Annotated in this window: 18 protein-coding genes; 7 read left to right on the top strand and 11 right to left on the bottom strand. The window is 65.8% G+C overall.

From position 1 onward, the window contains the following. Positions 1 to 33 precede the first annotated feature (33 nt). The 5 genes from FO044_RS14420 (at position 34) to nhaA (ending at position 4,653) form a co-directional block, all read left to right on the top strand. Positions 34 to 438 (top strand): DUF302 domain-containing protein, encoded by a 405-nt coding sequence (locus FO044_RS14420; protein WP_143965887.1) that lies wholly within the window; start codon positions 34 to 36, stop codon positions 436 to 438. A gap of 41 nt (positions 439 to 479) precedes the next feature. Further along, the gene (locus FO044_RS14415) at positions 480 to 1,085 is read left to right on the top strand and encodes a mycothiol-dependent nitroreductase Rv2466c family protein (protein WP_143965886.1); all 606 of its coding nucleotides are present in this window, start codon (positions 480 to 482) and stop codon (positions 1,083 to 1,085) included. A gap of 113 nt (positions 1,086 to 1,198) precedes the next feature. Beyond that, positions 1,199 to 1,759, top strand: coding sequence for a DUF2243 domain-containing protein (locus FO044_RS14410; protein ID WP_143965885.1), 561 nt, complete (start codon positions 1,199 to 1,201; stop codon positions 1,757 to 1,759). Then, positions 1,756 to 2,583 (top strand): cytochrome c oxidase assembly protein, encoded by an 828-nt coding sequence (locus FO044_RS14405; RefSeq protein WP_143965884.1) that lies wholly within the window; start codon positions 1,756 to 1,758, stop codon positions 2,581 to 2,583. The genes FO044_RS14410 and FO044_RS14405 overlap by 4 nt, the downstream gene beginning before the upstream one ends. Positions 2,584 to 3,459: 876 nt before the next feature. Continuing rightward, positions 3,460 to 4,653, top strand: a complete 1,194-nt coding sequence (gene nhaA, locus FO044_RS14400; protein ID WP_244945772.1) for a Na+/H+ antiporter NhaA — start codon at positions 3,460 to 3,462, stop codon at positions 4,651 to 4,653. An 83-nt stretch (positions 4,654 to 4,736) separates the two neighbouring features. On the opposite strand, the gene FO044_RS14395 is transcribed toward nhaA, so the two are convergent. From FO044_RS14395 to fabG, 3 genes are read right to left on the bottom strand one after another with little or no spacing between them, the layout of a single operon-like run. Continuing rightward, the gene (locus FO044_RS14395) at positions 4,737 to 5,192 is read right to left on the bottom strand and encodes a MaoC family dehydratase (RefSeq protein WP_143965882.1); all 456 of its coding nucleotides are present in this window, start codon (positions 5,190 to 5,192) and stop codon (positions 4,737 to 4,739) included. A gap of 4 nt (positions 5,193 to 5,196) precedes the next feature. After that, entirely contained in the window at positions 5,197 to 6,096 is a 900-nt protein-coding gene (locus FO044_RS14390; RefSeq protein WP_143965881.1) for an HTD2 family dehydratase, read from the bottom strand. After that, complete coding sequence (fabG, locus tag FO044_RS14385) at positions 6,093 to 6,836, bottom strand: 3-oxoacyl-ACP reductase FabG (protein WP_132992537.1); 744 nt, start codon at positions 6,834 to 6,836, stop codon at positions 6,093 to 6,095. Before fabG ends, FO044_RS14390 begins: the two co-directional genes overlap by 4 nt. 250 nt (positions 6,837 to 7,086) lie before the next feature. Here fabG and FO044_RS14380 point away from each other — a divergent pair, with 250 nt between their 5' ends. Together FO044_RS14380 and FO044_RS14375 are read left to right on the top strand one after the other, a co-directional pair. Further along, positions 7,087 to 7,797 (top strand): hypothetical protein, encoded by a 711-nt coding sequence (locus tag FO044_RS14380; RefSeq protein WP_132992536.1) that lies wholly within the window; start codon positions 7,087 to 7,089, stop codon positions 7,795 to 7,797. Continuing rightward, positions 7,797 to 9,806 (top strand): YhgE/Pip domain-containing protein, encoded by a 2,010-nt coding sequence (locus FO044_RS14375; protein ID WP_132992535.1) that lies wholly within the window; start codon positions 7,797 to 7,799, stop codon positions 9,804 to 9,806. Before FO044_RS14380 ends, FO044_RS14375 begins: the two co-directional genes overlap by 1 nt. A 6-nt stretch (positions 9,807 to 9,812) precedes the next feature. Here FO044_RS14375 and rnhA read toward each other — a convergent pair whose 3' ends face one another. The 8 genes from rnhA to FO044_RS14335 all read right to left on the bottom strand — a co-directional run bounded on the left by rnhA (position 9,813) and on the right by FO044_RS14335 (position 17,960). Beyond that, on the bottom strand, positions 9,813 to 10,268 hold the full coding sequence (rnhA, locus tag FO044_RS14370) for a ribonuclease HI (RefSeq protein WP_132992534.1): 456 nt from the start codon (positions 10,266 to 10,268) through the stop codon (positions 9,813 to 9,815). Positions 10,269 to 10,313: 45 nt separating this feature from the next. Next, positions 10,314 to 10,667: a YidH family protein gene (locus FO044_RS14365; RefSeq protein WP_132992533.1), complete on the bottom strand. Its 354-nt coding sequence runs from the start codon at positions 10,665 to 10,667 to the stop codon at positions 10,314 to 10,316. Then, entirely contained in the window at positions 10,664 to 11,191 is a 528-nt protein-coding gene (locus FO044_RS14360; protein WP_143965880.1) for a DUF1697 domain-containing protein, read from the bottom strand. Before FO044_RS14360 ends, FO044_RS14365 begins: the two co-directional genes overlap by 4 nt. A 140-nt stretch (positions 11,192 to 11,331) precedes the next feature. Beyond that, positions 11,332 to 13,248, bottom strand: a complete 1,917-nt coding sequence (locus FO044_RS14355; protein WP_132992531.1) for an ABC transporter ATP-binding protein — start codon at positions 13,246 to 13,248, stop codon at positions 11,332 to 11,334. Further along, positions 13,245 to 14,978 carry an ABC transporter ATP-binding protein gene (locus FO044_RS14350; RefSeq protein ID WP_132992530.1) on the bottom strand — a complete coding sequence of 578 codons (1,734 nt, stop codon included), beginning with the start codon at positions 14,976 to 14,978 and terminating at the stop codon, positions 13,245 to 13,247. The genes FO044_RS14355 and FO044_RS14350 overlap by 4 nt, the downstream gene beginning before the upstream one ends. 45 nt (positions 14,979 to 15,023) lie before the next feature. Continuing rightward, entirely contained in the window at positions 15,024 to 15,815 is a 792-nt protein-coding gene (locus FO044_RS14345) for a family 1 encapsulin nanocompartment shell protein (protein ID WP_132992529.1), read from the bottom strand. Positions 15,816 to 15,858: 43 nt separating this feature from the next. Beyond that, positions 15,859 to 16,863, bottom strand: a complete 1,005-nt coding sequence (locus FO044_RS14340) for a Dyp-type peroxidase (protein ID WP_143965879.1) — start codon at positions 16,861 to 16,863, stop codon at positions 15,859 to 15,861. Positions 16,864 to 17,006: 143 nt separating this feature from the next. Then, complete coding sequence (locus tag FO044_RS14335; RefSeq protein ID WP_132992527.1) at positions 17,007 to 17,960, bottom strand: alpha/beta hydrolase; 954 nt, start codon at positions 17,958 to 17,960, stop codon at positions 17,007 to 17,009. Positions 17,961 to 18,005 lie beyond the last annotated feature (45 nt).

The following is an 18,005-nucleotide window of genomic DNA, read 5'->3' as shown; positions in this document are numbered from 1 at the left end:
GCAGTAGCACCACCACTGAAAGGAAAACTCGTTATGGCTCTCGCTATTTCGACCGTTCTGAACCTGCCCTTCGACAAAGCTGTCGCCTCTGTTCGAGATGCTTTGGCCGACCAAGGATTTGGCGTCCTCACCGAGATCAACGTCACCGACACCCTCAAAGCGAAACTCGACGAGGACATGGAGAACTACCTGATCCTCGGCGCGTGCAATCCTGCATTGGCCCACCGCGCACTCGGAGTGGATCGCCAGATCGGGCTGCTGTTGCCCTGCAACGTCGTCGTGCGCACCGACCCCGAAGACCCCTCGAACTCGATCGTCGAAGCGATGAACCCCAACCTCATGGTCGAGGTCTCCGGGGAGCCCGAGCTCACCCCGATCGCCGACGATGCCACCGTCAAACTCACCGCAGCAATCGCCTCGCTCGAGGCCTCGAGGTAGCCACCCGCATCGCCCAGCTCGTCCTATCCCTAGGAGGATCTATGACCGCCGTTCGGTTCTACTTCGACCCCGCCTGCCCTTTCGCGTGGGCTGCCTCCCGGTGGCTTGTCGGCGCCGCCGCACACCGCGACGTCGACATCGAGTGGCGCCAAATGAGTTTGGCGGTGCTCAACGAAGGAAGAGACGTTCCCGAACAGCAGCGTCACCACATGGACGTCTCCCGCCAATTAGGACGAGTCCTGGCCGCCGTGCATGATCGCGCCGGCGACGCAGCGTTGGGACCGCTCTACTCAGCGTTGGGTCAGCGCGTGCACCACCACGACGAAGCGGTGACCACCGTGATGGTCGCTGCTGCTCTCACCGACTGCGGCCTGGACCCGAGGATTGCCACCAGCATCGACGACCCCACTTACGACGGTTCTGTGCGCGTGGCTCACCAGGAGAGCCAAGACAACCTCGGCGACACAGGCGGCAGCCCGATCATCTGTATCGACGGACACTGCTTTTTCGGACCGGTACTGACCGCCATCCCCGCACCAGCCGAGGGCGACAAACTGTTCGACGCCCTGGTGACGGTGGCAGCCATCGACGCCTTCGCCCAACTTCAACGCCCGCACAGCGGACCACCTACCTTTCCTGCCCACTAGCCACCCCAACCGGACCACCGCACGCACCGGTGGGCCCAGCGCCACCAGGGTTGCCACATCGCAGGACGGGGTATGCGCTGTGAAAGCACCGTCCGAATGTGGGGGTTGATCGCGTGAACACTCGTGTGAGCAGGCAGGCCACGCACGACACAGCCCGATCGCTTGCCGTGCCGGGCATCGTGCTCGGGGTAGGACTGGGCGGATTCGTCGACGGCATCTTGCTCCATCAGATCCTGCAGTGGCACCACATGCTGACCAGCACCAACGACGACCGGATCGGGGTGGACTACTACCCGAACGACACCGTCCACGGCCTCGAGATCAACACCCTGTGGGACGGGCTATTTCACACCTTCACCTGGCTCGCCGTGCTCATCGGGCTCGCGCTCTTGTACTCGCGAGTCACCACACACCGTCGCCGGCTCTGGACCTCGCGGGCCCTGTGGGGATGGGTGCTCGTCGGGTGGGGCCTGTTCAACCTGGTCGAAGGCATCATCGACCACCACATTCTCGGGATCCACCACGTGCGTAGCGGCGAACATCAAGCACTCTGGGACATCGGCTTCCTCATCTTCGGAGCGCTCCTCGTGCTCGGCGGGTGGGCGCTGCAACGTACAGCTCGTCCCCTGACCCCCGCCCTCGACGACCCAGACACCTCCACTGCGCCACGATGACGACGGCGCACGGCGACTCCGCGGCGCACAGCGTGCCCCTGGAGACGATCATCGGATGGGTGCTCCTGGCCGGCGTCGCCGCCTGCTACCTGATAGCGGCCTACTTACGAGGACGCGAACCCGCAGGATGGAACCACTGGCGCACAGCCAGCTTCGTCGCCGGTATCGTTGTGCTCGGCGCGGCACTGCAACCCTCCGACTCGCCGACCTTTAGCGATCACATGCTCGGGCACCTGCTCATCGGGATGTTCGCGCCGCTGGCCATGATGCTCGGGGCACCGCTGACCCTCACCCTGCGCTCAACACCCCCGCACGTAGGGCGATCGCTGGTACACCTCATGCGGTCGAGACCAGCACGACTGCTCACCTGGGCACCTGTACTTCTCCTGGCGAACCTGGGAGGACTAGCGGCGCTATACTTCACTCCGCTGTTCGCGCTCTCGGAGCGCCACGAAATCCTTCATACGGCAATCCACCTGCACTTCTTCGTTGCCGGATACCTATTCGCGTGGATGATCGCCGGACCCGACCCCGGCCCGGACAGACCGACAGTGCGTGCCCGGCTCGTCATCCTCGGTATCGCCATCGCCGGCCACGCCGTCATCGCTCAACTCCTCTACGCCGGACTGTTTGTTCACGTCGACGCCCCAGCGGGCGAACTCCAGGCCGGTGGAACCCTCATGTACTACTGGGGCGACATCGCCGAAATACTCCTCGCACTGGCCCTGCTCCTGACGTGGAAACCCGACTACCGGGCCACCCGCTCATCACGACCCACGACCACCAGAGCCCACACGGCCGCCACCCGATCAACGACCCAGTAACACAGAAGATCTGGGCGCGCTGATCGCCGCACCACGCGGCCACGCCGCCACATCGACAACCGGCCACACCCGAGAAACCGAACAATCGAGCCCAGCGACCACACCTGGGCCTTTCACAGCAAGCGGTCACCTGGAGACCGCTGCCATCGAGCGGACTGGTCTGTTCACCCGAAACGAACAGCCGATCGGATCCAGCAATCATTGAAGGGACCTGCCCCCGTCCCGTTCCGTTCCGTTCCGCACGAGCATTGACGCCGCCGATTGCTCTGCTACCGCCCGTGCAAGGTAAGTACCTACATCCACGTGATCAGTTGTTCGGCAAATGATTTGCCTGCTGCCTTCGCACACCCACCACATCGGTAGGCAATCCCACCGGGACATCACACGCAAGCAACAGTATGGGTAGTAGTTCCTGATGGGCCGATTGTTCTACGTGCCACCCGCACGCACATACGGCCAAGTATCAGGAAATGACTCACTTTGAACCCCTCGGGTAGTGGCACCAAACCCCATGGGCAATGGCGTTACAAGACAACGTAATTAGAAAACTAGTTCGTGAAAACTGTTGCACAACAACGTAATAGCTATTAGAATTAAGTAAAGAAGCGGGAGGAATAATGCACACGGGAATATTGACACTCCACCAGCCGAAGCCGGCGGCCGACTCACCGGCGATAGATCGCGCGGACCTCTGATTTGGCGTGAGTCGACGCCATGTCCGTAGAGTGACGACCGGTGTGCCGGGAAGTCTGGTCGGCGACGGATATCGTGCTGTCGACCTGAGGGATCCCAGTGGCAAATCGCGCCAACCCCCGCTTGCGTAATCGCGCGTTCGCACGCGCTCCCATTGCTGAAACACGCCGGGTTATCGAGATCTTGCGGACCGAGACCGTGGGTGGATTCCTACTCGTCGGGGCAGCGATCGCAGCCGTCATAGTGGCGAACAGCCCTTGGTCGGAGGCCTACCAATCGGTGCGTGAGACGCGTATCGGGTACGAACCCTGGCATCTGGACCTGACGATCGGCGCCTGGGCTGCCGACGGGTTGTTGGCGATCTTCTTCTTCCTCGTCGGGCTCGAACTCAAACGAGAGATCGTCATAGGCCAGTTACGGTCAGCGCGAACCGCGCTGGTTCCTGTCGTCGCAGCTGTCGGAGGCGTCCTCGTCCCGGCTGCCATCTACTTCGGCATCAACCGGGGCACCTCAGGGGCCGACGGTTGGGCGATCCCCACCGCCACCGACATCGCATTCGCTGTCGCGGTACTCGCGGTCGTGGGGTCGCGCCTCCCAGCTGCGCTGCGCCTGTTTCTGCTGACCCTGGCGGTCGTGGATGACCTGATCGCCATTCTGATCATCGCGCTGGTGTACACCGATCAGGTTCACGCAACGCCGCTGTTGGCTTCCATCGTCCCGTTGGTCCTGTTCGCGTTGCTGGCTCACCGATACGCCGACTGGTTCGCGCGCACCGTGTGGGCCGCCTGGATCATCCTCCTGCCGATCGGTATCGCCGTCTGGGGCCTCGTGCACGCCTCGGGCATCCACGCCACGATCGCGGGCGTTTTCCTTGGCTTTGCGATTCCGGTGCGCGCCGGCGGTTCCGAGTCGGGGCTATCCGAGCAGTTCGAACATCGTTTCCGCCCTCTCTCGGCCGGCTTTGCCGTCCCGGTGTTCGCGTTCATGGCGGCCGGCGTCACCGTCGCAGGCGGTTCCGCTCTGCGCGAGACGTTCGCCGATCCCATAGCGGTTGGTGTCATTGCGGGTCTGCTCGTAGGTAAACCACTCGGGATCCTCGGTGCCACCTGGCTGACCCTCAGGCTCACTCGTAGCGAACTCGACTCCCGCGTCCGGTGGGCCGACCTCGTCGGAATCTCCCTGTTGGCGGGCATCGGTTTCACCGTGTCGCTTCTGGTCGCCGAACTGAGCTTCCCCGGCCTCGGCGCGTCCCTCGACCATGCCAAGGTCGCGATCTTGGTTGCTTCTACGGTGGCGGCGCTCGTTGCGGGAAGTCTGCTGGCCGTTCGAAACCGGAAGCAGGATCTGCCCGCCTCCGAAACGAGCGAGGTGGCCTAACCGGCCGGGCGCCACCAGAATCAACCGATAACGGCAGTGAGGTATCCGCTGAGGAAACCGGCAAGGTGTTCGCGGCCGCTCAGCTACAGCACGATTCGCACGAGAGTGTCGGCGATGCACGACGGCTTGTCCGCACCGTCCACAGTGACGGCGTAATGCGCGGTGAGTGTGACGCTGTCCGGCTTCTCCGCGATGTCGGTGAAGGTCACGGTGGCGCTGAGCGAGCATCCGGACGGAACCGGAGCCGGGAAGCGGACCTTGTCGGTGCCGTAGTTGATGCGTGCGCTACCGAAATCGAACGACACCAGGTCGGCTCCGAACAGGGGAACCAGCGACAGCGTGAGGTAACCGTGCGCGATGGTGGTGCCGTAGGGGCCGTCTGCGGCCCGTGCGGGGTCGACGTGGATCCACTGATGGTCGCCGGTCGCGGCTGCGAACGCATCGATACGAGCCTGGTCGACGACGATGGGCTCGCTCGGGCCGATCGTCTCGCCGAGGGCGGTGCGGACGTCGTCGATGCTGGAGAAGTGGCGCGGCATGGGTTCAGGCTCCTGAGGTGGTCGCAGATTCGGAGAAGGTGAGGTCGATGGTGCTGCGAGGGGCGGCTTCAGTGCCTCCGGGGCCGAGCAGGGTCACCGAGCGGCCGCTCCCGGTGTCGGAGGCATGAGCTCGTGCCGGTTGCCCGCAGAACAAGGGGGCGTGGTTGCGGTGCGAGACGCCGGACACCGCGTCGAGATCGCCGGAGAGTCGCTGAGTCTCCATCAGCGCGAGCGTCATCAGCGGCCCGTGCACGACCAGCCCCGGGTAACCCTCCACACCGGTCGCATAGGGCCAGTCGTAGTGGATCCGGTGCGCATTCGCCGTCGCCGCGGAGAATCGCATCAGCAGAGTCGGATCGGTGCGGAAGTCCCAGCCGCCGTCTTGGTGGGCGGCCAGTGGCGGACCGACCGGCTTCAGGTGAGTCGCGTCGCCGGGGTTCGGCTGCTGCGGTGCGGCCGTGGGCGGCTCGCGGTAGATCAGATTCTGACGTTCGACCACGGCGGGTCGGCCGTCCGGGGTGTGCAGTGTCGTCGCGACCACCACGACCACCAGTGCTCCGCTGCGACCGCTCTTCTCGGTCACCGATTCGACGGTGGATTCACGGCGGGTCGTAGCGCCGACGACCAGCGGGGCGTGGAACTCGACGGTCCCGCCCGCGATCATGCGGCGCGGCAACTCGATCGGTGGCAGGAACGATCCGCGAAACGGGTGGCCGTCGATATCCAGCACCGACGACGTCGACCAGCGGGGCAGCGCCACCCAGTGCCACAGGGGCGGAAGCAGGTCGCCGGGGCGCGGCACGGGCAGCCCGTCGTCGAAGATCGCGGTGAGTGCGGCCACGGGTCCCGGGTCGATCACCTCGTCGGTGACGACCCCGCGCGGAACCCAGTCCGGTGAACTCACATGTGCCGTCCGCCGGTCACCTCGAGGACGGTGCCGGTCATGTACGAGGACAGATCTGACGCGAGGAAGGTTGCGACACCGGCGATCTCGCTCGGCTCACCGGCGCGCGCCATGGGGATCTCGGTCATCTTCTGCTCCCAGATGCGCTCGGGCATCGCTTCGGTCATGGCAGTGCGGATCAGGCCCGGCTGAATCGCATTCACGCGAACCCCGAGATACGCGACCTCCTTCGCCGCTGCCTTCGACAGTCCGACGATGCCGGCTTTGGCGGCCGAGTAGTTGGTCTGGCCCATGAGTCCCACCTTGCCCGAGATCGACGACAGATTGATGATCGACCCGGACCGGCGTTCACGCATGTGGGCAGCAGCGGTACGCGTACCGTGCCACGTTCCCTTGAGGTGCACCGCGATCACCTGATCGAACTGATCCTCGGTCATCTTCCGCATGGTGGCGTCACGCGTGATCCCGGCATTGTTGACCATCACGTCGACCGCGCCGAACGCGTCGACGGCGGAGGCGATCAGTCGCTCGACGTCGTCGCCGGAGGTCACGTCGCAGGCGACACCTCGGGCCACGGAATCGTCGCCCAGACCTGCGGCGGCCGCCATGACCTGCTCGGCGTTCAGGTCGGCGAGCACCACGCGGGCGCCCTCGGCGACGAACCTCTCGGCGATGGCAAGGCCGATGCCCTGCGCCGATCCGGTGATCACCGCGGTCTTGCCGGAGAGCAGTTGCGACATGTGGGTCCTTTCGGGTTCGGGCGCGAGGCGGTGTGTTCGACGCGCCGCGTCGCTCGTCCGTCGTGTAGGCGAGCGGGAGTGGTCCGGGTCACCAGTTACGCAAACTATACGGAGACCGCAGTGTCGCCGCCCGGATCACTGACATGCGCCGTGGTGATCCACCCCACCGAAATTCTGAAAACGTTTGTTCGCACACTGTGCGGCCAGTCGGCTCCATCTGCCCTCGGTACCCGCATTACGCTGCGATGTCATGAGTATCGCGCCAGAACCCGCAGCCGAATCGGCAGTCGTCGCGCGGGGAATCGCCCAACGTGGACCGTGGGGGCAGGTGTTCGGTCCCATCGACCTGGACATCCCCGCAGGCGGCCTCACCATCCTGCGCGGCCCCGCCGGTTCGGGGCGCACGGCGCTGGAGATGACCCTCGCCGGCCGGATGAAGGCCAAGAGCGGTGAGCTCTCGGTGTTCGGTCGTACCCGCGCGAAGAAGATCTTCGAGGTGGCGGCCCTCGCCGGTGTCGAGGATCTCGATGCCGTCTACAGCGCTGTGCGCGTCGGTGACCTGATCACCGAGCAGCGCCGCTGGGATTCACCCTGGTATCACCTGGTCGGGAAGGCGCGCGACGCCGACCTCGAGCGGATCTGTCGGCCCGTCTTCGGCGATCTGCCCCTCCCGGCGCTGACCGACTACGTCGAGCAATTGTCCGAACTCGACGGAGTGTTGCTGCGGGTCGCTCTCGCCAACTCCCGGCGTCGTCCGCTCCTCGTCGTGGGGAGCATGGACCAGGTCACCAGCGACCACAACCAGCGCATCCTGGTGGCCCGCCTCGCAGAACTGGGACGCGAGCAGACCGTGGTCACCACGACGGTCAACCCGCCCGCGCCCGGCCTCGGTCAGCGACTGGTCGTCGAGGTGCCGAACCTGACACACGCCGAACTCGTTCACCACGAAGGGAACCACTGATGCTGGCGGGAATGTCGCTCGGCACCGAACTCAAGCGCTACTCCAAAGGCGCGATGCCGCGCATCGCGATCGTGACGGTCGTGCTGATGCCGCTCCTGTACGGAGCGATGTACCTGTGGGTGTTCTGGAACCCGTTCGACGAGGTGGCCAAGATCCCGGTCGCGCTGGTGAACCAGGATCAGGGCGCGTCCTCGCAGGGAAAGCCGCTCAATGCAGGCGATCAGGTCCAGTCCGAACTCCTCTCGTCCGGTGAACTCGATCTGAAACCGACTGATGCGGCGGACGCGGAGGACGGACTCTCCCACGGTCGCTACTACTTCACCATCACCATCCCGAAGGATTTCAGTTCGGCGATCGCCTCGGCGGCCACCGGTGATCCACACAAGGCGAGAGTCCAGTTCGAGTTCAACGACGCCAACAGCTATCTCGCGGGAGTTATCGGCGACAGCGCTGCCGCGCAGGTCACCAAGGCACTCAACGCGAATATCGGCAAACAGGCGGTGGACCAGGTGCTCGTCGGTCTGGTGAGCGCAGGTGACGGGCTGACGAAGGCATCCGACGGCGCCGATCAACTCGCGGGTGGTCTCAAGACAGCGGATGACGGCGCGCAGAAGCTGGCCGACGGCGCTGATGAACTCGCCGTCAACATGGTGACTGCGCGCGACGGCTCGGCGCGACTGGCGGCCGGTGCCGGGCAGCTCGCCGACGGTGTCAACTCGGCGACGTCGCCGTTGAACAAGGTTCTCGGCCAGATCCAGTCCTCCGGTGTGAAGCCGTCCGAGTACGCGGCCGATGCGGCGGAAATGTCCCAGGAGATGTCGGCTCTGCTGCGCGGAATCGGCACCGTCGGAGCCGGTCAGTCGCAGGCCGAGCGGGCGCTGTCCACCGTGATGACGCAGCTCCGCGCCACCGGCGACCCGCACGCGCGTTCACTCGCGAGGGCTCTGCGACCGGTCCAGAACTTCCTGCAGACGCAGGGCGTCGACCCCGGCACCACTGCGCGCGTCAACAATCTGTCGAAGCAATCGAAAGCGTTATCCGCGCAGCTGGGGGACAAGGACTCGACGTTGCGCACGATGCTGGGCATGGTCGAGAGCGGTGAGCTCGCGGGCAAGGTCGGTCAGCTGCAGGATGGCGCCAACCAGCTCTCTGCAGGTGCCACCGAGCTCAGTTCCGGGATGGTGCAGCTGACCGACGGAAGCCAGCGGCTCGCCGATGGTGCCGGGCAGCTCGCCGACGGCACACCGAGACTCTCCGATGGTGCGAGCCGGCTCGCCAAGGGCCTCGGGGACGGGGTGAAGCAGATTCCCGACTTCGGCGATGATCAGCAGCGGCAGAAGACCGCAGCCGATCTGTCCCAGCCGGTGGAATTGAGCTCGCACACCGATAACGAGGCGAAGACGTTCGGTGAGGGACTTGCTCCGTTCTTCCTGCCGCTCGCCTTGTTCATCGGGACGGTCATCATCTGGATGATGCTCAAACCGCTCCAGTCCCGGCCGGTCCTCGGAGGGCTCGGAGGGCTGCGGTCGGTGCTGGCGTCGTACTGGCCCGCGGCCTTGATCGCGGCCGCGCAGGTCGTCGTGATGTACGCCGTCGTGCACTTCGCGGTCGGGCTGAGCCCGGTGCACCCGGCGGGCATGGTCGCTTTCATGCTGCTGGTGGCAGGTACCTTCCTGGCGTTGATACAGATGTTCAACGCGGTGCTGGGAGCGGCCGTCGGCAGAGTGGTGTCACTCGCGTTCCTGATGGTGCAGATCGTAGCCTCGGGCGGCCTGTATCCGGTGGAGACGACGGCGAAACCGGCCCAGATCCTGCACCCGTACGATCCGATGAGTTACGCCGTGACCGGCCTGCGCCAGGTGATCGCCGGCGGGGTCGACTCCAGATTCTGGACCAGTGTGATCGTCCTTGGGTGCGTGATGCTCGGAGCGATGGCGGTCAGCGCGTGGGCGGCCAGACGGAACCGGCAGTTGACGATGGAACAGTTGTACCCGCCGATCCAGGTGTGATGCGGGTCAGTCGTCGCGCAGCGAGCGGGCGGCGGTGGTGGCGAGCGTGTCGGCGATCTCGTTGTACTTGTCGCCCGCATGACCTTTCACCCAACGCCACTCGACGGTGTGCCGCTGCTCGGCCGAGACCAGCTCCTGCCACAGGTCGGCGTTCTTCACCGGCTGCTTCGCGGAGGTCTTCCAACCGTTCTTCTGCCACCCGGCGACCCACTTGGTGATGCCGTTCCGCACGTAGCTCGAGTCGGTGTAGAGGATCACCGATGACGCCCGAGTGAGCGCGTTGAGCGACTCGATCGCGGCCATCAGTTCCATGCGGTTGTTGGTGGTATCGGGCTGGGCCCCCGAGATCTCCTTCTCGACGTCGCCGTAGCGCAGGATCGCGCCCCAGCCGCCGGGGCCGGGATTGCCCAGGCACGCGCCGTCTGTCGAGATCTCCACGGTCCGACCTGCATCCTCGCTCACGGTTGACCACGGTACAGTCCGCTGACACGCCGATCGGACAGTCGGTCAGCGAATCACGGCGAACGCGAGTGAGATCACGATCAGCGCACCGATCAGAATCCAGATCGGCAACGGGCCGGGCATCGCGCCGCCGGTGCGCAGCGCCCGGTTCACGCGCTGCCAACGCCATACCCCCAACCCGGCGCTCGCGGCGCCGAGGACCAGGAGGCTCACACCGAGCGCGGTCTGCAGCCAGAGATTGGTGAACGAGGACACCACGTGCAGGACGGCGACGCCCGCCGCGATCAGCCCGAGGGCCGTTCGCAGCCACGCGAGCATGGTTCGTTCGGCGGCGAGGGTGAACCGCGCGTCCACGGCGCCCGGCGGCGTGTCGGTCCCGGGATCGTGCGGTGAGCTCATCCGCGGGCCCGCTCGACGAGCGTCGCGCTGGTGCGCAGATTGCGGCCGGTGCCGGTCACCCCGAGTCCCCGGGCGATCCGCGCCGCCGTCAGCTTCGTCCGCCCGGCACCGTCCGGATAGTCGATGTGCAGGTCCCTGCCGATGACCGCCAGTCGTTCACCGCCACCGTGGTCGCGCTCGCAGAAATTTTGTGCCGCAGTGGAATCGGGGACTCCGGTCAGGAAGTGGAGGTGGCCGTGCGCGGCGTCGCCGAACGGGTAGGCGACCAAGGCCGCCTCGACTTCGGCCGGCGACCTGCTCACCACTTCCCGGTAGTACCCGAACTCGTCGGCGATCGCCTGCTCGAGAGCGTGATCGAACTCGCCGGGATCCCCCGACGGCGTGCACAGCAGATTGCTCGAAGCGATGTACGTCGACACCTCCGTCGCACCGAGGTCCGTCGCGATATCCCGCAGGCGCGCCATCGGCAGCTTCGCTCCGCCGACGTTGACGGCACGGATCAGGATGATGCGTTCGGCGGACATGAGCCTCCTGGACTTACGGGAGCGGGGACCAGGTCCTCTCGAACGCTAGTGCATCCGCGGAGTCCGCGGGAGATTCCCCGCTCAGCGCGGTCAACGTCCTGACACGGTCTCCGCAGCGGAGCGGGGAATTCTGTGCGGCACTACGTCGACGCACCGGCGAACTGCGCGCTGTACAGGCGGTAGTACGCGCCCTTCGCCTCCAGAAGTGCGGCGTGATCGCCCTGCTCGACGATCCGCCCGTCCTCCATGACGACGATGAGGTCCGCGTCGCGGATGGTCGACAGGCGGTGCGCGATGACGAAACTGGTGCGGTCGGTCCGCAGATTCGCCATCGCCTTGCCGATGAGGAGTTCGGTGCGGGTGTCGACCGAACTCGTCGCCTCGTCCAGAATCAGGACCGTCGGTTTCGCGAGGAACGCTCGGGCGATCGTGATCAGCTGGCGCTCACCGGCGCTGACTCCGCCGCCTTCCTCGTCGAGGACGGTGTCGTACCCGTCGGGGAGGGTCCGGACGAAGTGGTCGACGTGACTGATGCGTGCCGCTTCGAGTACCTCGTCGGCCGATGCCGTCGGATCGCCGTAGGCGATGTTCTCGAAGATGGTCCCGCCGAACAGCCAGGAGTCCTGCAACACCATTCCGGTGCGCTCACGCAGATCGTCACGCGTCATCCGCGACGCATCGACCCCATCGAAGACGATCGATCCGGAGTCGAGTTCGTAGAACCGCATGATCAGGTTGACCAAGGTGGTCTTGCCTGCGCCGGTCGGCCCGACGATCGCGATCGTGTCGCCCGGTTCGGCCGTCAGCGACAGGTTCTCGATGAGCGGGCGGTCGGGCAGGTAGCGGAACGACACGTCGTCGAACTCGATACGTCCCTCGTCCACGGCGGGCGACTCGGCGTCCGCCGGATCGCGCTCCTCCTCGTCCTCATCGAGGACGTCGAAGATCCGCTCGGCCGAGGCCACACCGCTCTGCATCAGGTTGAACATCGACCCGATCTGGGTGAGGGGTTGCGTGAACTGCCGTGAGTACTGGATGAAGGCCTGGACCTCGCCCAGACTCAGTTGGCCGGATGCGACTCGCAGACCGCCGACGACGGCGACCGCGACGTAGTTCAGGTTCCCGAGGAACATGATGGTCGGCATGATGATGCCCGAGATGAACTGGGCCCGCCACGACGACTCGTAGAGAAGTTCGTTGCGCTCGTCGAAGTCGGCCTCGACGGCCTCGCGCCGACCGAACGCTTTCACCAGCTCGTGTCCGGTGAAAGCCTCCTCGATCTGGGCATTCAAGGCGCCGGTCGAGGACCACTGCGCGACGAAGTGGGGCTTGGACCGCTTCGCGATGATCCCGGTGGCGATCGCCGCTACCGGCACGGTGGCCAGCGCGATGAGCGACAGAATCGGTGAGATGCTGAACATCATCACGAGGATGGCGATGACCATCAGCACGGAGTTCAGGAACTGGCTGATGGTCTGCTGCAGCGACTGCGAGAGGTTGTCCAGGTCGTTGGTGACGCGGCTCAGGAGATCACCGCGCGCCGAGCCGTCGTAGTACGACAGTGGCAGGCGGTGCACCTTTTCCTCGATCCGGGCGCGCAGATCGGTGACGGTTCGGACCACCACCTTGTTCAGCAGGTAGGCGCCGAGCCAACCGAGGATCGCGGAGAGCGCGTACAACGCGAGGACGAACGCGAGGAGTCGGCCGACGGCGTTGAAGTCGACGGCTTGACCGGGGATCACGTCCATCGACGCCACCATGTCTGCGAACGTGCCGTGGCCGGAGGCGCGTAACCCCTCCACTGCCTGCTCCTTCGTGGCACCGGCAGGAAGCTGCGATCCGATGACCCCCTCGAACAGCTCATCGGTGGCGTCTCCGAGAACGCGCGGCGAGTACGCCGTCAGCGCGACGGAGCCGACGATCGACAGCAGCACCACGCTCATCATCGCGCGAAAATCGCTGAGGAGCCGGACGAGCCGCTTCAGGGACGGGCGGAAGGAGCGGGGCTTCTCCAGCGACGGCGCCCCGGGTATTCCGCCGCCTCCCGGCCGGCTCACGACGCCGCTCCGATCGCCTGCTGGGATTCGGCTATCTCGGCGTAGGTGGGACACGACTCGAGCAGTTCGGCGTGCGTGCCGAGCCCGACGATCGTGCCCTCGTCGAGGACGACGATCTGGTCGGCAGCGGTGATGGTCGAGATTCGCTGCGCGACGACGATCATCGCGGATTCCCGGGTCGCCGGAGCGAGCGCGGCCCGCAACCGCGCGTCGGTCGACAGATCGAGCGCCGAGAAGGAGTCGTCGAAGACGTACACCGACGGTCTGCGGACCAGGGCGCGGGCGATCGCGAGTCGCTGCCGCTGACCTCCCGACACGGTGGTACCGCCCTGCGAGATCGCCGTGTCCAGGCCATCCGGCATGGCGCGCACGAAGTCGGCGGCCTGAGCCACCGTCAATGCCTCCCACAGTTCGTCCTCGGTGGCGTCCGGATTCCCCTGGCGGAGGTTGGTGGCCACGGTGCCGGAGAACAGGTAGGGGCGCTGCGGCACCAGACCGATGTGCGAGCGCAGCAGATCAGGATCCTGATCCCGGACGTCGACCCCGCCGATCCGCAGTGCGCCTGCGGTCGCGTCCAGCAGGCGCGGCACCAGATTCACCAGCGTCGTCTTACCGGCGCCCGTCGATCCGACGATCGCCGTCGTGGTTCCCGGAGCGGTGGCGAACGAGATGTCGCACAGGACCGGCTCGTCGGCGCCCGGGTAACGGAACTCGACGTCGTCGAACTCGACGACGGCCGGGTCGGTCGTCATCGCCACCGCGGAATCGGGTGTGTGCACCGACGACTCGGTGTCGAGGACCTCGCAGATGCGCTCTGCGCACACGCCCGCACGCGGCGCCATCATCGCCAGGAACGAGGCCATCATCACCGACATCATGATCTGCATGACGTAGCTGATCATCGCAGTCAGATCGCCGATCTGAACCGTGCCGTCGTCGACGGCGTGGCCACCGAACCAGAGCACTGCGATCAGGGTCAGGTTCGTGATGAGCATGACCGACGGGAACATCAGCGCCATCATCCGGCCGACTCGGAGCGACGAGTCCGCGAGCCGGTGGTTGGCGACGCCGAAGCGCTCGATCTCGTAAGGTTCGCGGACGAACGCGCGCACGACGCGGATACCGGTTATCTGCTCGCGCATCACCCGGTTCACGTTGTCGATCCGCTCTTGCATGGACCGGAAAGCCGGGATCATGCGGCCGATGATCAAGCCCATCGTGATGCCCAGGACCGGGACCGCGACGCCGAGGATCCACGAGATCGACAGTGCCACATGGGCGCTCATCGCGATCCCGCCGATGCCCATGATCGGCGCCATCACCAGGATGGACACCGACATGACGGTCAGGAGCTGCACCTGCTGGACGTCGTTCGTCGTACGGGTGATCAACGACGGCGCGCCGAATCGGCCGACCTCGCGCGCCGAGAAGCCGTTCACGCGGTGCAGGAGATCGTGCCGGATGTCGCGGCCGGCCCCGAGGGCGGTACGCGACCCGAAGTACATCGCCGCCACCGAGCACAGGATCTGAACCAGTGAGACCAGCAGCATCCAGGCGCCGGTGGTGCCGATGTAACCGGTGTCGCCGGTGGCGACACCGTTGTCGATGATGTCAGCGTTCAGCGTGGGCAGGTACAGCATTGCGGCGGTGGCGACCAGCTGAAGCACGACCACCGCGGCGATCGCGGCACGGTAGCGCGCCAGATATGTGCGGAGCAGGCGGATGAGCACTCAGCACACGATACGCAGCATCGTTCGACCGTGCGACTTACTTACTCAGCGCAGCGCGATGGCCGCTTCCGGGCTGTAAGTGAGGTAGGTGAACGACTCGGTGAAGTAGAGGTTCACGACATCACCGTCGTGCGAGTCGTAACCGATCGAGACGTCCTGGCCGATCGACAACTCGAAGTCGCCGCCGCGGGTGGAGATCAGGTAGGCGCCCGTGATGGCGGGCGCCCAGACGATGTCGCCGTCAACCAGGATCCGCCGCAAGTGCTCGCGGATCGGGTAGCCGTGGTTGGACGTCTCATTGACCTCAGCGAACAAGTCGGCGGACAACGCGAGAGAGTACGGGCCATCGACCGAAGCCAGCCGCAGCTTGTTGATCGCCTGGCTGATGGCCTCCGGGAAGTCCGTCACGTTCTCGGGCACGGCGACGTGCGCCGCGCTCTCCCCGATCCCCGAGATCTGGGCGGCGCCGTAGCCCTCGAAGATCGCGCGATCCTCGGCGAGCGCCAGTTCACGGGCGGCTTCCACCACGGGATCCCAGTCGGAGTCCGAGGCGCCGCGCTCGACGTCGTCGATGGCCTCGCGGGTCACCGTGAACGGAACCTTCAGTTCGACGAGCGGCTGCGCCTTGCGGAGGAACGCCTGAATGCCGTCGGCGGGCGAGTCGATCTTGGACCGGTGGCCGCGAGTGACCGCCTCGGCGTCCAGACCGAGCGGACCCTTCACATCGACGACGCGCCGACCGCCCAGGTTCCGCTTGAACGAGCGGGACGCCTCCTCTTCGATCTCGCTCCAGGCGGCGCTGGAGATCGGGGCGAGGTCGCGATGCAGATTGCTCATGGGGTGTCCTTTCGAAAGTGTGCTCGTGTGGTCGTGCGGTGGATCAGCGGAGCGATCCGATGCCCAGTGATCCGTCGGCGGGGCGTTCGGGTTCCGCTTCCTCCTCGGCGGGTGGCACCGGCGGGCCGGGAAGGTCCTCAAGGAACTCGATGGTGGGGGCGAAGTACTGCGAGCCGGTCACGGCGGTGGTGAAGTCCAGGAGACGGTCGTGGTTGCCCTCGGGTTCGCCGATGAACATGTTCCGAAGCATCTGCTCGGTGATATCGGGGGTCCGCGAATAGGCGATGAACAACGTCCCCTTGTCGCCTCCGCCCGCGATGGAACCGTACGCCATGTTGTCGCGGACGATGTCGAGCTCGTTGCCGTCCTCGTCTTCGATCACGTTGAGCGCGACGTGCGAGTTGGCTGGTTTCACATCGTCGTCCATCTCGATGTTGTCGAACTTGGTTCGCCCGATAGCCCGCTCCTGCTCGTCGACTCCGACGGCCGCCCACTCGGCCATGTCGGTCACGTACCGCTGGACTGCGACGTAGCTGCCGCCCGCGAATTCGGGGTCCTCGTCGCCGACGACGATCGCCTCGACGGCGTCGTCGCCCGCCGGGTTCTCCGTGCCGTCGACGAATCCGATCAGGTCGCGCATGTCGAAGTAGCGGAAGCCGTGCGTCTCGTCGACGGCGGTGACCGCCTCTTCCAGACCCGCAGTCCACAGCCGCCCTACCTCGAACGCGAGGTCGGATCGATCGGACTTGATGTGCAGCAACAGGTCGCCGGGAGTCGAAGGCGCCGTGTGCACCTTGCCGGTCAGCTCGATGAACGGGTGGAGCTCCGCGGGGCGCGGCCCGGCGAAGAGCCGGTCCCACGCCTGCGAGCCGATGCCGATGATCGCGCTGAGGACGGATTCGGGGGCGCGCGACGACACGGTGGTCACAACGTCGGCAAGGCCGGTGAGAGCATCGCGGACCGCGTCCTCGCCGCCCTCGTTGATCGACAGGACCAAGAAGAGGGCGGAGGGGGTCTTACGCGTCAGAATGTGCTGTCCAGTACCCACGCGAACCAGCCTAGTCGTGCGGTCGATGCTCCGCCCAGGACCTGAAAGATGGTTCACACCAGGGAATAAAAGACTGCGGCCGGTGACCATCGAAGGTCACCGGCCGCAGCCTCGGCTCTATGCCGCGTGCGCTATGGCGCTGCTCAGAAGAACGCCGGGCGGAACGTGGTTCCCCACGACTGCTTGAAGCGTGCTTCCCAGTAGTCCCACCAGTGCGCGCCGTCCGGCGTGATGTTGGTGGTGAGGCGGACACCCGGCACGGTGGCCAGGCGAGCGGTGTAGATCCGCGAGCTGGTCGATGCGGCGACCTCGAGCGGAACCATCTGCGCGAACTTCGTCGGGTTGAAGTTGGCGCTGCCCGGGGTCAGCGACGAGTCGTACTTGGAGCCGACACCGGTGCCCGACGACACGTAGACGCGCTTGCCTGCGAGGTTGCCTGCGGACAGGAACGGGTCGTTCTGGAACCACTGACCGGCCGGGTAGAAGCCCCACATGTTGTTGGGGTTGCCGCCCATCTCGGCCACCGAGGCCTGGATGCCCTGGGTGAAGCCGGGCATGGTGACGGTCGGGTAGCCGCTGTAGGAGGCGACGGCCTTGTAGAAGCGCGGGTGCCGCGACGCCAGGTTCAGCGCTGCAGTGCCCGACATCGACAGACCGCCGATGCCGTTGCGGCGGTTGTCGCTGCCGTGACGCTTCTTCATGTAGGCGGGGAGTTCCTTGGTCAGGAAGGTCTCCCACTTGTTGAGGCCGAGCTTCGGGTCGCGACGCTCCCAGTTGGTGTAGAAGCTGCCTGCGCCGCCGAACGGCATGGCGACGTTGGTGCGCTTTCCTGCCATGAACTTGTCGACGTCGGTCTCGAGGAGCCAACCGCTGTTGTGCTTCGGGGCGCGCAGGCCGTCGAGCAGGTACAGCGTCGGGTTGTTGCCGCCGGGAGCGTCGATGATCTTCACCGGGATGCTCTTGTGCATCGCGTGCGAGTAGACGTTCTCGACTGTGCCGACGGCTTCGGCCTGCGGGGTGACGGCGACGGCCGTGCCGGCCGCGGTGGCCAGCGCGAGCACACCGGCCGCCAAGCGCTTACGGGCACTAGAGAGCATGCGTAGTCCTTCATGTCAGCGACCACCCGACAGTGATCGCGGGAA

The organism is Gordonia zhaorongruii (assembly GCF_007559005.1).
Lineage (GTDB): Bacteria > Actinomycetota > Actinomycetes > Mycobacteriales > Mycobacteriaceae > Gordonia > Gordonia zhaorongruii.
This window is presented reverse-complemented; position numbering and strand designations above follow the sequence as displayed.

What these genes read in the sequence shown, in the direction of transcription:
- FO044_RS14360 (WP_143965880.1), bottom strand. Translation starts at nt 11,191, where the DNA reads ATGTCCGCCGAACGCATCATCCTGATCCGTGCCGTCAACGTCGGCGGA.
- FO044_RS14395 (WP_143965882.1), bottom strand. Translation starts at nt 5,192, where the DNA reads ATGCCGCGCCACTTCTCCAGCATCGACGACGTCCGCACCGCCCTCGGC.
- FO044_RS14405 (WP_143965884.1), top strand. Translation starts at nt 1,756, where the DNA reads ATGACGACGGCGCACGGCGACTCCGCGGCGCACAGCGTGCCCCTGGAG.
- FO044_RS14345 (WP_132992529.1), bottom strand. Translation starts at nt 15,815, where the DNA reads ATGAGCAATCTGCATCGCGACCTCGCCCCGATCTCCAGCGCCGCCTGG.
- FO044_RS14420 (WP_143965887.1), top strand. Translation starts at nt 34, where the DNA reads ATGGCTCTCGCTATTTCGACCGTTCTGAACCTGCCCTTCGACAAAGCT.
- FO044_RS14335 (WP_132992527.1), bottom strand. Translation starts at nt 17,960, where the DNA reads ATGCTCTCTAGTGCCCGTAAGCGCTTGGCGGCCGGTGTGCTCGCGCTG.
- FO044_RS14415 (WP_143965886.1), top strand. Translation starts at nt 480, where the DNA reads ATGACCGCCGTTCGGTTCTACTTCGACCCCGCCTGCCCTTTCGCGTGG.
- fabG (WP_132992537.1), bottom strand. Translation starts at nt 6,836, where the DNA reads ATGTCGCAACTGCTCTCCGGCAAGACCGCGGTGATCACCGGATCGGCG.
- FO044_RS14380 (WP_132992536.1), top strand. Translation starts at nt 7,087, where the DNA reads ATGAGTATCGCGCCAGAACCCGCAGCCGAATCGGCAGTCGTCGCGCGG.
- FO044_RS14365 (WP_132992533.1), bottom strand. Translation starts at nt 10,667, where the DNA reads ATGAGCTCACCGCACGATCCCGGGACCGACACGCCGCCGGGCGCCGTG.
- FO044_RS14375 (WP_132992535.1), top strand. Translation starts at nt 7,797, where the DNA reads ATGCTGGCGGGAATGTCGCTCGGCACCGAACTCAAGCGCTACTCCAAA.